This is a genomic window from Arcanobacterium hippocoleae (assembly GCF_040360365.1).
In the GTDB taxonomy this organism is placed as follows: domain Bacteria; phylum Actinomycetota; class Actinomycetes; order Actinomycetales; family Actinomycetaceae; genus Arcanobacterium_A; species Arcanobacterium_A hippocoleae_A.
This window is the reverse complement of the sequence record NZ_CP136412.1, coordinates 728,007-742,507: the sequence shown is the minus strand read 5'-3', so window position 1 is coordinate 742,507 and position 14,501 is coordinate 728,007. Positions and strand designations below refer to the sequence as shown.

The 14,501-nt window shown below is 46.8% G+C and carries 12 protein-coding genes; 5 read left to right on the top strand and 7 right to left on the bottom strand.

Annotated elements, in window-relative coordinates; all coding sequences use genetic code 11:
- From fucP to rbsK, 3 genes are read left to right on the top strand one after another with little or no spacing between them, the layout of a single operon-like run.
- Positions 1–1,395 (top strand): L-fucose:H+ symporter permease, encoded by a 1,395-nt coding sequence (gene fucP / locus RQN30_RS03900; protein WP_353061335.1) that lies wholly within the window; start codon positions 1–3, stop codon positions 1,393–1,395.
- 54 nt (positions 1,396–1,449) lie between these two features.
- Positions 1,450–2,421, top strand: a complete 972-nt coding sequence (locus RQN30_RS03895) for an aldose 1-epimerase family protein (protein WP_353061758.1) — start codon at positions 1,450–1,452, stop codon at positions 2,419–2,421.
- Positions 2,422–2,423: 2 nt separating this feature from the next.
- The gene (rbsK, locus tag RQN30_RS03890) at positions 2,424–3,338 is read left to right on the top strand and encodes a ribokinase (protein WP_353061334.1); all 915 of its coding nucleotides are present in this window, start codon (positions 2,424–2,426) and stop codon (positions 3,336–3,338) included.
- Positions 3,339–3,851: 513 nt separating this feature from the next.
- On the opposite strand, the gene RQN30_RS03885 is transcribed toward rbsK, so the two are convergent.
- The 7 genes from RQN30_RS03885 to RQN30_RS03855 all read right to left on the bottom strand — a co-directional run bounded on the left by RQN30_RS03885 (position 3,852) and on the right by RQN30_RS03855 (position 11,921).
- The gene (locus tag RQN30_RS03885; RefSeq protein ID WP_353061333.1) at positions 3,852–4,658 is read right to left on the bottom strand and encodes a formate/nitrite transporter family protein; all 807 of its coding nucleotides are present in this window, start codon (positions 4,656–4,658) and stop codon (positions 3,852–3,854) included.
- A 176-nt stretch (positions 4,659–4,834) separates the two neighbouring features.
- Positions 4,835–5,557: an exonuclease domain-containing protein gene (locus RQN30_RS03880; protein WP_353061332.1), complete on the bottom strand. Its 723-nt coding sequence runs from the start codon at positions 5,555–5,557 to the stop codon at positions 4,835–4,837.
- Between the two features lie 420 nt (positions 5,558–5,977).
- A complete protein-coding gene (locus tag RQN30_RS03875) occupies positions 5,978–7,654 on the bottom strand; it encodes a fumarate hydratase (RefSeq protein WP_353061331.1) in 1,677 nt (558 codons plus the stop codon).
- A gap of 163 nt (positions 7,655–7,817) precedes the next feature.
- Complete coding sequence (locus RQN30_RS03870; RefSeq protein WP_353061329.1) at positions 7,818–8,282, bottom strand: GNAT family N-acetyltransferase; 465 nt, start codon at positions 8,280–8,282, stop codon at positions 7,818–7,820.
- 685 nt (positions 8,283–8,967) lie between these two features.
- A complete protein-coding gene (locus RQN30_RS03865; protein ID WP_353061328.1) occupies positions 8,968–10,140 on the bottom strand; it encodes an acetate/propionate family kinase in 1,173 nt (390 codons plus the stop codon).
- A 153-nt stretch (positions 10,141–10,293) separates the two neighbouring features.
- Entirely contained in the window at positions 10,294–11,676 is a 1,383-nt protein-coding gene (pta, locus tag RQN30_RS03860; protein WP_353061327.1) for a phosphate acetyltransferase, read from the bottom strand.
- Positions 11,673–11,921 carry a hypothetical protein gene (locus RQN30_RS03855; protein ID WP_353061326.1) on the bottom strand — a complete coding sequence of 83 codons (249 nt, stop codon included), beginning with the start codon at positions 11,919–11,921 and terminating at the stop codon, positions 11,673–11,675. The genes pta and RQN30_RS03855 overlap by 4 nt, the downstream gene beginning before the upstream one ends.
- 829 nt (positions 11,922–12,750) lie before the next feature.
- Here RQN30_RS03855 and RQN30_RS03850 point away from each other — a divergent pair.
- Together RQN30_RS03850 and RQN30_RS03845 are read left to right on the top strand one after the other, a co-directional pair.
- Complete coding sequence (locus tag RQN30_RS03850; protein WP_353061325.1) at positions 12,751–13,836, top strand: pseudouridine synthase; 1,086 nt, start codon at positions 12,751–12,753, stop codon at positions 13,834–13,836.
- Between the two features lie 223 nt (positions 13,837–14,059).
- Entirely contained in the window at positions 14,060–14,230 is a 171-nt protein-coding gene (locus RQN30_RS03845; protein WP_353061324.1) for a hypothetical protein, read from the top strand.
- The last annotated feature ends 271 nt before the right edge of the window (positions 14,231–14,501 follow it).

Genomic DNA, 14,501 nt, shown 5'->3' with positions numbered 1-14,501 from the left:
ATGCTGCAAAAGATGAACAAGGGTGTTCAAAAGATGCGCGGCGATGCTGGCATGAATCGTAAAACTTTCGGATGCATTAAGAATTCAAGCCGGCAGTTAGAAGATGGGTATCTGGATCGCACCCCGATTATTCAATACATATTGCTTTCGATTTGTTTCCCGATGTGGGGAGCGGCAGCAAGTTTGAACGATATTTTGATTACACAGTTCAAATCAATCTTCGAACTATCTGATTTCGCTTCCGCATTCGTGCAGTCAGCTTTCTATGGCGGATACTTTTTGCTTGCCATCCCAGCTTCACGTTTGATTCGGAAGTGGAGTTATAAAAGTGTAATTCTTATTGGCTTGAGCTTCTATATTCTCGGCTGTACATTATTCTTCCCTGCTTCGCATGTGGCAACATACACCGTATTTTTAGCAGCGCTATTCGCTATTGCGACCGGTCTTTCTTTCCTGGAAACATCTTGTAATACTTACTCTGCGATGATTGGTCCGCGTAAATTAGCAACACTTCGGCTTAATATTTCACAAACTTTCTATCCGCTTGGTTCAATTTTTGGAACGTTGCTTGGCAAGTATTTAATTTTCACCGACGGAGATACTTTAGATAAACAGTTGGAAAACCTGAACGGAATTGAGAAAACAGAGTTCGCAAATGAAATGCTTCAGCGTACGCTCGGACCATACCGATTCATTATCATCGTGCTTGCAATATTGTTAATATTGGTTGCAATCACGCAGTTCCCGCATTGTAAGCCAATGAAACAGGCACAAGAACTGAAAGCTGAAATTGGTGAAACATTAAGCTACTTGGCACACAATATGAAATTTTGCGAAGGGATTTTAACCCAATTTCTATACGTCGGAATGCAAACAGCGGTTTGGTCTTTCACAATCAGACTTGCTCTTAATCTGGACGATTCACTCAATGAACGTTCAGCAGCAAATTATATGATTTGGGCGTTCGCAGCATTCTTTATTGGCAAAATGCTGGCAAATATTTTGATAGCGAAATTCAATGAAGATCTAGTTCTAATTGGATATTCCGTATTCGGTGTGCTTGCACTGATTTACGTAATCATTGTGCCGAACATGACTGCCGTTTATGCCGCAGTTCTTACCTCGGGACTTTTCGGGCCGTGCTGGGCGACGATTTATGCGCGCACGTTAGATTCAATTGAAGATAAACGGCATACTGAAACTGGCGGTGCGGTAATTGTGATGTCGATTGTAGGCGGTGCAGTGATTCCAGTAATTCAAGGTCTTGTTTCGGATGCGTCTGGTTCAATGCAAACTGCATTCATTGTTTCGCTTTTCTGCTTTGCGGCAGTTCTGGTTTATTTTGCGCGGCGATTCTTTTCTGGTGAGAAAAACTCTTTGAAAGCAGGTATCTAGAATGCTTAGGATAAATCTTTATCGTGAACTTTTACGCAGTTCCCGAAATTGGTGATGAAGACCGGTGATTTTGAGGTTATTGCGAAGAAATATCCGAAAGGTATTGAAAGTCTGAGTATTAAAAATTCGCGTGGTTTTGTGGAAGTGCTGCCGTTTTTCGGACAAATTATTTGGGATGCCAATTTCGACGGCCATTCTTTGCGGATGAAAAATATGTTTCGCCAGCCGCAGCCGGCCACCGAAATTTCGGATGTTTACGGTTGCTTTGCTTTCCATTCAGGGTTGTTAGCTGCGGGCTGTCCATCTCCGGAAGACACGCACCCCTTGCACGGAGAATTTCCGACGGCTGTAATGGATTCGGCGTGGATTGAGATAGATTCGGATAATAAATCTGTAAAAGCGGTTAGTTCATATGAGTATGTACGAGGTTTCGGAAACCATTATCGTGCACAGCCGTCGGTGAAATTAACTGCGAATTCAACACTATTTGATATTGATTTAGCAGTTGAGAATCTTTCAGCATCCGCGTCAATGCCATTGCAATATATGTGCCATATGAATTATGCCTTTGTAGAGAATGGGCAGATGAAACAGAACCTTCCGGATGGAGCATTTGAATTGCGTCGTTCTATTCCAGCGCATGTAGTGCCAACTGAACGCTGGACGCAAATTAACAAACAGATTCTTTCAGGCGAAATTGCTGCAGATTCTTTGCAAAGCGCGAAAGAGTTTGATCCGGAAATAGTTTATTTTGCTGATGATTTGCCGGCTTATGGTGAGAATGTAGAATTTGAGTTAGCAGCTCCAGACGGAACCGTATTTATTACGCAGTTTGCAACAGCTGATTTTCCAGTAGCTACAAGATGGATTCTTTTTAATGAGGACCAGCAAGTTGCGGCATTCGTTTTGCCGGGGACTTCGCGTCCTGAAGGATTCTTAGCTGCGAAAGCTGCAGGTACGCTGATTGAGCTGGCTGCTGGTGAGATGCGTAGATTTAGTGTGACTACTGGAATCAAGGAGAAATAATTGTGGATATTGCAGTAATTGGTTCAAATATGGTTGATCTGATCTCCTATATTAATCGGATGCCAAAAGAAGGTGAAACGATTGAAGCTCCAGATTTCAAAATGGGATGCGGCGGTAAAGGGGCGAATCAGGCTGTGGCAGCAGCACGGCTTGGATCGGAAGTTCTGATGCTGACTCGTGTGGGAAATGACATATTTGCACAGAACACTATTCGTAATTTTGCTGAAAACGGGATTGATACGCGGTATGTGCTTCCCACTGAAGCAACATCAGGTGTGGCTCCAATTTTCGTTGATCCAGATTCCCGCAACTCAATTATTATTGTGAAAGGTGCCAATGCGCAGCTGGTTCCGGAAGATATTGATGCTGCTGCCGCTGACATCGCTAAGTGTAAGTTGATTGTGCTCCAGTTGGAGATTCCGCTGGAAACAGTTTATGCAGCGATTCGTTTCGGTAATGCGCATAATATTCCAGTATTGCTTAATCCGGCTCCAGCACAACCCGATTTGATGCTCAATGAGGTTCGCGGATGTGAATTTTTCGTGCCAAATGAGAGTGAACTTTCACTTCTCACAGGTATGCCGGTGGATTCCATTGACGATATTCGAAATGCTGCTTCGGCACTGCTGGAAGCAGGGATGAAGAATGTAATTGTCACATTGGGTTCAAGAGGTGTGCTCTGGATGAGCCGTGAACGGGAGCTGCTAGTACCTGCCGAAGATGTACAAGCATATGATTCTACGGGAGCGGGAGATGCTTTCATTGGATGCTTTAGCCGCTATTTGGTGAAGACACAGGATATCGAGAAGTCATTGCGAATGGCAAATGCATATGCTGCTGATTCCGTTACACGTTTCGGCACGCAAACTTCTTATGCTGCTTTAGCAGAATTTGAACAAACTATTCGAAATATTTAGATGCGGCAGAGCGGATAGGGTTTTGCTTCTGGCAGATGAGTGACGCTTCTATATTGGCTGCGATTAGTCCCGTTAAATTAATCGGGAGTGCTTGTAGGAAAATTCCGATGAGCACTCCCTATTTTCTGCTTTACAGATATTGGATTTCAGTTTGTTTCTATAATTTACCGGCTCGCTATCCAAAGCGGAGTCAAACCGGCCGCAAGGAACGCTATAATCTCGAATGATTGCAATCCATAAATCCATACCTGCAATATGATACGTGCGCTGCGCATACTTCAGCACACGGGATTTCCAAATGTGCGGCTTTTGAACCTCAAAAGCCGCACACCTGATACGATTTATTCCCAAACGCAAACTGAAATGCACTCATAAAATTATCGAAATCTGAACTATTTTACGAGCACAATACCCACTTATTTCCCTAATACAGCTGAGCACGGCTCTGTTCAGGGAAATATTTCCCGCTTGATATGAGTTGATATTCGTGAAATTTTTACAAATTGGATTTTGTTAGTGCGTATCGCTCATTCCTGCATCCGGTGCCTTTGCCGGGCCGGCATACACATAGTAAGAACCGCCGACGATGAGCATCCCGCCGACAAGATTTCCAAGACCTACCCAGAGCAAGTTCCAGGCAAAACCGCCAAGTGCAGCATCAGGGCTGCCGACGAACATCCCGAGGGAAATCGTGGTCATATTTGCTACCACATGCTCAAATCCTGCCGTGATAAAAGTTGCAATTGAAAGCAGCAGAATCAGAATTTTTGCGCAGTCGTTCTTTGTGCGCGCTGCCATCCAGATACCGCCGCAAACCAGGACATTACAGAAAATACCGCGGATAAAGAGGGCAAGGGTTGGTTTGGCGGTCTTAGAATGAACAAGATAATTAAGCATTTCACGTGCTGCAGTGCCGTCGTCAAATACTCCGCTATGTGCCATCAGGTAAGCGAAAACAACTGAACCGATTAGATTCCCAAGGAAAATTAGCAGCAAAGCAAGAGCAGCGCGCTGCCATGAAATCATTTTTCCGGCAGCTGCATGCGGCAGAGCCATCATCGCGGAGGTGAGAAGATTTGCGCCGGCAAATACGACAAGAACTAAACCGATTCCAAAAACGAGACCGGCAACAAGCATTGTAGCGGGCGCGTCGGATACAAAGAACGGGCCGGCTGCCGTCATCATATATACGTCGGCGATACCGATATATAAACCGGCAAGCATTGTGGCAATCAGAAACTTAAACGGAGTTTTCAGTTCATCAGCTTTATGCTTGCCAGCATGCATTTGTTCATAAAGAGTAGTTTGTAAATCAAGCATGGTTTAATTCTTGCGGAAAATTTCCTGTTTGGGCTAACCGGCAGGAAAAATTCAGAGTTACAGCTTTCACATTTCTGCCTATTTTTCAGTATTTGCCGGAAAATACGGCAATTAAGTCCCGGATGTGCGGAAATATTACATGCGCAGAATAATGCCGCGGTGCTGCTTTTCGAAAATTACTGAATTTCGCGTGCCACAGGCCAGCCGGTGACAGGCGAGGGGTTTCGTCCGTTTCTGATTGCAAGATTGCGGAAATATTCCTCAGATTCATTGTGCACTTCGCGCTGCACCCGCATTAGCTCAGTTAAACTCATCTGGGTAATATCTTTTCCCTCAGTATTTCCGGCAAACTTTTCTGCAATTGCGGCGAGCACCCGCAGTGTGGCAAGCACATCGGCTTCAGCATTATGGAAAGCGTCATCTGCCCAGACACCATAGTGCATTGCGACATTTTCCAGCTTGCGTTTTCCTTTCCGCCACTTATCGACGTATTTATCAAGCAAGAACGGGTCAAGAATCGGTGCAATTTCTTGCCCGAGCTGCTCTTCAAGCGTTGGCAGCCCATGCCGGGCAAGCTCATTTTCGAGCAAAGTGATATCGTATCCGGAATTAAAAGCCACAATCGGATGTTTTGCTGCTAAATGTTCAAACAGCAGCGCGGAAACTTCTGTCAGCACTTCGATAATCGGACGGCCCTCAGCGCGTGCTTTTTCCGTCGAAATACCATGTACCGCTGCTGCCCGATCAGGAATTTCAACTCCGGGATCGGCAAGCCAATAGTGTTTGTGAGTGCCGTCGTTATCTACTACGATTACCGATGCTGTAACCAATCGGTCGGTACATGAATCAATACCAGTGGTTTCGGTATCAAAACCAACTACAGGATGCGCACTCCACATAATGCCTCATTTCTAAATTTTATGTAATGAAAACCAAAATTAAACTAAAAATCTGCTGTTATTAGTATAAGGGTGCTTATCCCGAAAATTTCCGTGCTTTTCGGCAAAGATACTTATTGAAATTTTTCCAATAGTGCGCTTGAAGAATGGACCGTTAGTTAAAGCTGGCTGGAAATTTTTCGGCAAAAAGTTCAGCTGTACCCTCTGCCGAATATAAGTTACTCCTGCAAAATATAAAAGAAACAACCAACAACCATATTTTGAAAAACAAAACAAAAAGCGGCTTCTGTAAACCCTGAAAATCTCGGATTCACAAAAACCGCTTTTACAGATTTAGTACTTACCGTTAAGCTCTGATGCGCCGCTGCAGAACGAACATACCGCGCAAATCAGATAAATAAAACGAATCGTACTTAACAATTAAATCCCCGGACGCCTGCCGATAGTTACTGAAACTTCCTGCGAACCAGCGAAAAAATCATTGCCCTTATCATCTACCACAATGAAAGCTGGGAAATCTTCAACTTCAATTTTCCATACAGCTTCCATTCCAAGCTCTGGGTATTCAAGCAGTTCAACATGTTTAATACAGTCTTCTGCAAGCTGCGCAGCCGGACCGCCGATTGATCCAAGATAGAATCCGCCATACTGCTTGCAGGCATCTGTTACTTGCTGTGAACGGTTTCCTTTCGCCAGCATTACCATTGATCCGCCGCGGGCCTGGAATGGGCCGACATACGGATCCATCCGGCCGGCAGTAGTCGGACCGAACGAACCCGACGGTTTGCCTTCCGGAGTCTTTGCCGGGCCGGCATAATAAACCGGATGATCTTTCATGTACTGCGGCATATCTTCACCATTGTCAATGCGCTCGCGAATCTTTGCATGTGCAATATCGCGTGCCACAATAATCGTGCCGGTGAGCGAAAGACGGGTTTTGATTGGATATTTCGAAAGTTCCGCACGCACCTCATCCATCGGACGATTCAGGTCAATCTTAATTACTTCGTCGCCCTCCTGGTGCCCGATTTCGGCATCAGTGGTTGCCGGCAAGAACTGCCCTGGATTAAATTCGAGCTGTTCAATAAAGATTCCCTCTGGAGTAATCTTGCCTTTCGCCTGGCGGTCTGCCGAGCATGAAACAGCGATTGCTACCGGCAGAGAAGCACCGTGACGCGGCAAACGGACTACCCGCACATCATGGCAGAAATATTTTCCGCCAAATTGTGCTCCGATTCCAATCTGCCGAGTCAGTTCCAAAACCTGCGCTTCCATCTCGATATCTCGGAACCCGTACCCCTCTTCACCGCCGTGGGTGGGCAGCTCGTCGAGATACTTCGCTGAAGCATACTTTGCCGTTTTCAAAGCGAACTCGGCAGAAGTACCGCCGATTACAATCGCTAAATGATATGGCGGGCAGGCTGCAGTGCCGAGCGAGCGAATCTTTCCTTCGAGGAACGGCATCATCGAATCTGGGTTCAAAATTGCCTTTGTCTCCTGGTAAAGGTAAGACTTATTTGCTGAACCGCCGCCTTTAGACATGAACAGAAAGTGATATTCAAGTTCGTGCCCTGGATGCGTATCGGCATAAATCTCAATCTGTGCCGGAAGATTTGTTCCAGTATTCTTCTCCTCGTACATTGAGAGCGGGGCATTCTGTGAATAACGCAGATTGTATTTCTCGTAAGTATTTTGTACACCTTGCGAAAGTGCCTTTTCGTCAACTCCGGGAGTCAGCACATGCTGCCCGCGCTCACCCTTAATAATCGCCGTACCTGTATCTTGGCACATCGGCAGGACACCGTCGGCAGCAATATTGGCGTTCCGCAGCAGCGTCTTTGCCACAAAACGATCATTCGGGGAAGCTTCAGGGTCTTCAGTGATTTTCACAAGCTGCTGCAAATGTGCAGTACGCAAGTAGTGGTTGATATCGTGAAATGCAGTTTCAGAAAGCAGCTCAAGCGCACTCTCTGCAACCTGCAGAAACTTCATCCCATTCGGACCTGCAACTACGCTCACGCCTTCTTTGCTCAGCAGGCGGTATTCGGTCTTGTCTGGCCCTACTGGGAGCATATCCTTGTATTTAATCTCAGCCATTCTTCGAATCTCTCCTATAAAGGTTATCTTCCTTTCTAGGATATCTGCCTTGTATTGGGAATGACGGGTCAAGGGGCCCGAAAATTCGCAAGTGTTTCCTTGCTTTTATCGCGGATATGCTGGGTGTGATATTTGGTGCTGTGCTTGGCGGCGCTTTTATTTCTCAACCTTGGAAACGATAAATATTCGTCTCGCGCATTGCGAATCCGCAGCGCTGATAAAGCCGGTTTGCTGCTTCACGTGACGGGCGTGAAGTGAGATCAATCGATTTCGCGCCAATCTTATTTGCTAAATCGACGGCTGCTTCCACCAGTTTCTGCCCGGCGCCTTGCCCGCGGGCAGCTTCGTCTACGACTACATCTTCAATCCAAGCACGCCAGCCGGTTGGAATTTCGAATGTGACGAGCGTGAGCATTCCAAGGAGTTTGCGCGTTTTATCGTGAGTGCCGTCGTTAGAATCGCCAGTATTTTCGGAAAAGTAGCCGAGTAAGTAGATGTTATCTTGTGCAAGGAACGTTTCAAGCTGCTCAATATTCATTGGTGCAGATGATTTTGAAAGCTGCGGAATTAATTTTGCGAATGCGTTTTCCAATTCCGGGCTTGCATTTTCAATCAATTCAACTGCCATGGGTATTCCTTTCGGAGAGTAGATAAAAAGAGCGGGTAAAAGAGCGGATAAAAATAAAAGTGATTCCCATTAACTCTACTAATATTTGCTGCGAAATACATCCGGGTTTAGAAATACGTCCGGGTTTAGAAATACATCCCGCATTTAACAGAGACTTCATGTTTTTATTCGTGCTAGTGGAATGCAATCTGTGTTTGTTTGGGCGGAAAGCGGTGTTTTACATAAATCAAGCTTGACCGCTGTGCAAAACACTGCTTGGAACCAGCTAAACCGGACCCAACTGAAAAGGGCTTTCCGCATTTTCGAGCTGCGGGATCGTATCCGTCGGCTTAGCGAACCGACAAACACGCGCACCCCAGCACAATCCGGATAAACATAACCAATTAAACCCAAGCAGAAACTGAACACAAACTGGAATCGAACCAGAACAAGACTATACAGCGCCCTAAAAATATTCTTCATAAAAACGACAGGCACCGCACAACTACCCGTACGCGCTGTATGCACCGACCGCACACTCACCGCACGCACTGCATACCCCGCACGCCGTCTCCGTCAGACCCGTTACAGACAAACAAAAATACGGAGCACTTTTTAACACAAAATATTTGGGGTTTTGGCGGTAAACTGATGTACCGTCAAAACCCCAAAAATATTTCAGATATCGTACAGCGAAACAGTGTGCTTAAATCAGTTCCATTGCCTGGCGTGCAATAGAAAGCTCTTCATTAGTTGGAATCACCATTACCTGCACTGCAGAGTCTGCAGTGGAAATTGTGCGCGGTTCTTTCGAACGTGTTTCATTCAGCGCAGTATCAATCTTTACCCCGAATGGGGCAAGACGAGCGCAAACATCTGCACGCAGATGCGCGTCATTCTCGCCAACACCGGCAGTAAAGGTAATTACGTCAAGCCCGCCCATTTCCGCAGTATAAGCACCGATGTAACGCAAAATGCGGTGAGTGTAAACTTCGAGTGCTTCAATCGCATTTGTTTCACCGGCTTCAGCACGCATGCGCACCTGACGCATATCGTTATCGCCCGTCAGCCCCTTCAATCCAGACTTCTTATTAAATAAAGTATCTACTTCGTCTACACTCATTCCTGCCACGCGCTGCAAATGGAAGACGACGGCAGGGTCGATATCTCCGGTGCGGGTTCCCATCACAAGACCTTCGAGCGGGGTTAATCCCATTGAAGTATCGAATGCCTGCCCGTTCTTTACAGCAGAAACCGATGCGCCATTGCCAAGATGAAGCACAATCTGCCGCAAATCATCGCGCCCGAGCAGCTCCGAAACTTTTTCCGAGATAAATTTGTGTGAGGTGCCGTGTGCGCCATAACGGCGGATTTCATATTTTTCCGCCACTTCACGGTCGAGCGCGTAGGTGGCAGATTCTGCTGGCAGATGCTGGAAGAAAGCAGTGTCAAATACGGCAACATGCGGTACGTCGAGCAGTTTGCGGGCGACTTCAATTCCTTTCAAATGTGCCGGATTATGTAGTGGAGCGAGCGGACAAAGCTGCTCAATGCGCGCTTGTACTTCGTCGGTGATAATAGCTGCCCGGTCGAAGTATTTTCCGCCTTGCACAATGCGGTGCCCGACGGCTTTAATATTCGCTTCCTGCAAGTTTGGTCCGGCAGAGTCGAAAATTTCGAGCACTTTGCGCAAACCTGCGCCATGATCTGCAATTGGTTCTTCAATGTCGGTAGTTTTGCCATCGTACTTGTGCTCGTAGCGGCCGATTTCTTCACCGATGCGTTCAACCAGCCCGGAAGCTATTGCTTCGCCGCTAGCTGGGTCAATGAGCTGGTATTTAATCGAGGAAGACCCGGAATTAATCACGAGAACGGTCATGAATATTTCTCCTATTATGATGAATTTGATGTATGAATCGAAAGTGTTCAGCGGACACGCAGCTTTTGAGATTCCCCGGAAACAAGCTCGGCCTGCGAAATCCGTGTCATACTATCTCACTATGCTGGCTGATATGCGTGATACGTTTAAACGTTATTTCTGTGCCTGAATTGCGGTAATCGCTACCGTATTTACAATGTCTTCCACGAGTGCGCCGCGGGAAAGATCGTTTACGGGTTTGTTTAAACCTTGCAGCACTGGTCCGACAGCGACGGCGCCGGCAGAACGCTGTACTGCTTTGTATCCGATGTTTCCAGCCGAAAGATTTGGGAAGATGAACACGGTGGCGCGTCCGGCAACCGGGGAATCCGGAAGCTTGGTCTTTGCTACATCGGCATCGACGGCAGCGTCGTATTGGATTGGGCCTTCAAGCAAAAGCTGCGGATTACGTTCCTTTGCAATTGCTGTTGCTTCTACTACAGCATCGACATCCGGTCCTTTCCCGGATGTGCCGGTGGAGTAGGAAAGCATTGCGACACGCGGATCAACACCGAACTGTTTTGCTGTTTCTGCAGAAGAAAGTGCGATTGAAGCAAGCTGGGTTGGGTCAGGATTTGGTGTTACTGCGCAATCTCCATAGACGTAAACGCGGTCTTCCATCAGCATTAAGAAACAGGAAGAAACAAGATCTGCACCTGGCTTTGTCTTGATAATTTGGAAAGAAGGCACGATTGTATGTGCAGTGGTATGAATTGCACCGGAGACCATGCCGTCGGCATCTCCCATATGAACCATCATTGTGCCGAAGTAAGAAAGATCTTGCACCTTTTCCCGAGCTTGTTCGAGGGTTACACCTTTCTTCTCCCGCAGACGCGCAAATTCTGCAGCGTACTTCTCGAGCAGCTGCGGATCTTGCGGGCTGATTACACGTGCTGCAGAAAGATCAAGACCCAGTTCACCGGCACGATTATTCACTGTTTCGGCATCTCCGAGCAGAATAATATCTGCAACTTCGCGGGAAATTAGTTCGTCAGCTGCTTTTAAGATCCGGTCATCGGTAGATTCTGGGAGCACGATTCGCTTTCGGTCGGCACGCGCTTGTGCAATTAGCGAAGCAGTAAAGCTGAGCGGAGTGACTACTGCGGATTCTTGCTCCATTGCCTGATGAAGAATTTCTGTGTCGGTATCGGTAAGCGATATCGGCTGCCCGGCAGACTTTACGATTGCTGGGTATTCCAGTTCTGCTGCATCTTGCGATGTATATTCTTCACCTGCTTCGGTAACGATTAATGCAGAAATTGGGGCGTGCGACTCAGAAATTTCTTTTGAGCTAAGGTGAGCGATATGAGAAATCTGGTGTGAAGAGCGGAGTGCTCCGGAGATAATCGGCATTACAGTAGTGCCAAGGTGTGCAGCCGCGCGGCCGATACGGGCAAGTAAACCGGGGTAAATTGTATCTCCGTCGCAAACACCGACAATTAGCACAGCATCAAAAGGCTGTGCATAATCGGTGAACCGCTTCACCAGTTGGTTCATTGCATCTTCTTCGTTGAATACGAGCGCCTCACGATTCGTGCCCCAAGCCTGTGCAAGATCATCTTCACGGCCGGCGGCGGTGAGAAGCTCCTGAATGTGTGGTCATCTTCGATTCTGCCGTTGGTGAATGGGCGGAAAATTGCGAAGTTTGGGTAAAGTTGGCGGAGCTTTTCCACGGCTTCGAGGAAAACTTGACGAGTGCCGGCGTTGCCTTCAGTGGCAGTTAGATAAACGCTCTTGGTCACGAAAAATCCTTCCAAAGGTGTTTTATTGCAAATCTGTGCGGATGCTGCGGCGGTGAAAGGTTCTCGGCTTTTTATCTCAGGTGCTGCGACCTTTGGTATTTAGGCGCTTGAACCGCGCTGTTCGCTTTCCGAAGTTTGATTTGAACGTATTAAACAACGTAACTGTTCGGTTCCATTCTTGCACTTATTAGGACTTTTTGCTTAACCGGAGACGGAAAGCTGTTTAATCTCACGCTATTTGTGAACTGGTTAAGCGGTATAAGAAGGATATAAGCAAGGCGGTACTTACGATTTTCATTTTTTATTTTATTTTTAATTCGTGTTTTTACCGGCGATTTATTGACTTCAGTTATCGAAGTATGTAAATTTTCGAGTTTTTGAGTGTGTTTTAGGTACTTATGGTGTGATTTAAGAAAAGATGGTGTGATTTAAGAAAAGATGGTGTGATTTAAGAAAAGCAGGAACCTGAGTGTGCTGGTTATTTCCGGTTATTGCTGGTGATACGCGGAATTTGCACCAGCTGCTGCCGCGTTAGTTTCATATCGGTTTCGCGGCTGTAACAGTAATAGGTATTTTGTGAAATATGCTGTGTGCTGTTTTATCTTTTTTAGAGCATATTCTGGATTTCTGAATCGCGGGCAGCGTTTATAAGTTTGTGATTGGCGGTGTTTATGTATTCGTAATCGGCGGTGTTTATGTATTCGTAATCGGCGGTGTTTATACTTGGCGGTGTTTGCACTCGGCAGGATGCGAAAGTGAAATCAGATAAAGTGCAGTGCCCTGGAATTAAGTGCGGGTAAAAGAGCTGAAAGCTGAAAAGGAGGAGCTAATGCGTCGGAAACGTAGTGAGCGGCGAGCGGCAAAGCGGGCAAATATTGCTCCGCCTTTGCGCGGCAGGATTAACGCTTCGGAAATCAAATTACCAGAATTTTCTGCCGACGGCACTCCAGTATCTTTTAAAACTCTTGGCGAATGGGCGGAAGCCGGTTGGGGCGGGGAAGCGCTCGCAGCTTTTGACCGCGGTGATTATTTTGCCGACGGTAATGTGCGTTTAAGCGCAGCCGATCCTTACCGTGCGGGGAAACGGGTTTGGGTGTTTCGGCCAGTGCTGGATGAACCTGCCGAGCCGATTGAACTTACTGTAGTGGAGCAGACTCAGCGCTATCTTGTGGTAGAAAAACCGCATGGGATGGCGACTATTCCGCGCGGTTCGCATGTGGCGAATACTGTGACGGTGGCTGCCCGTCGGCAATTTCAAAATGATTTACTTGCGGCTGCGCATCGTTTAGATTTAGAAACGGCCGGGTTAGTGCTGCTTACGAAAGCTCCAGAATATCGTGCAAAGTATCAAAGCATTTTTCAGCGCCGCGAGATTCGAAAAACGTATTATGCAGCCGCACCGATTCTTGATGAATTTGCCGACGGCGGTGCGCATGAAGTTAATCTGCCGCTTTTTCGTCCGCACGGGCAGATTTGGGTTTCAGTGTTTGCTCCTGAATCGCAAAACGGGCAAGAGTTTTTGGCTGGCGGCGGAAAGGTATGGAATTCGCGTACTGAGGTGAAACTAGTGCGCGAAATAGGCGATAATAAATTTTCTGCCGTCGAGAGATCGCTTTCAGGGCACCGCGATTTTCAAAATTTGCCTGCACGTTGGGGGATTTATGAACTGCGCCCGCATTCTGGTTATTTACATCAGTTGCGGGTGACAATGCTGCATTTTGGTGCGCCGATTTTTGGTGATCCGCTCTACCCGCGCTGGATGACGAAAGCAGAAGAAGCTGCGCGGGCATTTCCGCTGCAATTACTTGCACGTGAGTTGGAATTTGCAGATCCGTACACTGGGGAACGGCTGCATTTTGTTTCACACCAGCGCCTAGCTTTAGATATCTGCGGCGATGCTTTATCTGGGGAATGATTTGGTGATTTGGTGATTTGGTGATTTTGATAGTTTTGGCATGTCTCGGCAGCTAATATTTTGGCGTGAGCCGGCAAATGTTTCCGTCGTTTGAATCCGTCTGGCGGTAAAGACATATTTTATGACTTAACTGGCGGAGGGAACTCGTTTGCGTTACGTAACTGACGGCAACAAGAAGAAAACTTTACGTAACTGGCGGCGGGAAGTACAAATTTTCACGTAAGTGGCGGCAAGAACTTGGGCTGCGATTATTGCCGTCGGAAGCATTTGCGTTATCACAGGTCACAGGCTTAAAGTAACGACGGTTCTCCCGTCGTTAATCAAAACTGCCGATTTCGCCACCACTTACGTGAGATTGCAAGCACTTTGCCATCAGTTACGGAAACTTGGATAAATCTTGCCGCTAGTTACGTAAGCTCACGCGCATTTTGTCATCACTTACGTAAGCCGCAGAGATTTTGTCATCACTTACGTAAGCCCCCCAGAGATCCTGCTATCAATCGACGCAATAAGCGCGCTTGTTTTTCCGAATCGGCAGAAAGGGAATTGATACGGAAGTGCTGAAATCTAATATTAAGAATGCTGGTTAATCATTTTTTATTAGCGTGTAGATGGTTGCGCACTTGTGGTAACACTAAATTAGTTTGTTTTATGCTGGTTGGGAT

Coding starts and splice junctions, on each gene's coding strand:
- fucP (WP_353061335.1), top strand. CDS start 1: ATGCTGCAAAAGATGAACAAGGGTGTTCAAAAGATGCGCGGCGATGCT.
- RQN30_RS03895 (WP_353061758.1), top strand. CDS start 1,450: ATGAAGACCGGTGATTTTGAGGTTATTGCGAAGAAATATCCGAAAGGT.
- RQN30_RS03885 (WP_353061333.1), bottom strand. CDS start 4,658: ATGCTTGATTTACAAACTACTCTTTATGAACAAATGCATGCTGGCAAG.
- RQN30_RS03880 (WP_353061332.1), bottom strand. CDS start 5,557: ATGTGGAGTGCGCATCCTGTAGTTGGTTTTGATACCGAAACCACTGGT.
- RQN30_RS03875 (WP_353061331.1), bottom strand. CDS start 7,654: ATGGCTGAGATTAAATACAAGGATATGCTCCCAGTAGGGCCAGACAAG.
- RQN30_RS03870 (WP_353061329.1), bottom strand. CDS start 8,282: ATGGCAGTTGAATTGATTGAAAATGCAAGCCCGGAATTGGAAAACGCA.
- RQN30_RS03865 (WP_353061328.1), bottom strand. CDS start 10,140: ATGACCGTTCTCGTGATTAATTCCGGGTCTTCCTCGATTAAATACCAG.
- pta (WP_353061327.1), bottom strand. CDS start 11,676: ATGAACCAACTGGTGAAGCGGTTCACCGATTATGCACAGCCTTTTGAT.
- RQN30_RS03850 (WP_353061325.1), top strand. CDS start 12,751: ATGCGTCGGAAACGTAGTGAGCGGCGAGCGGCAAAGCGGGCAAATATT.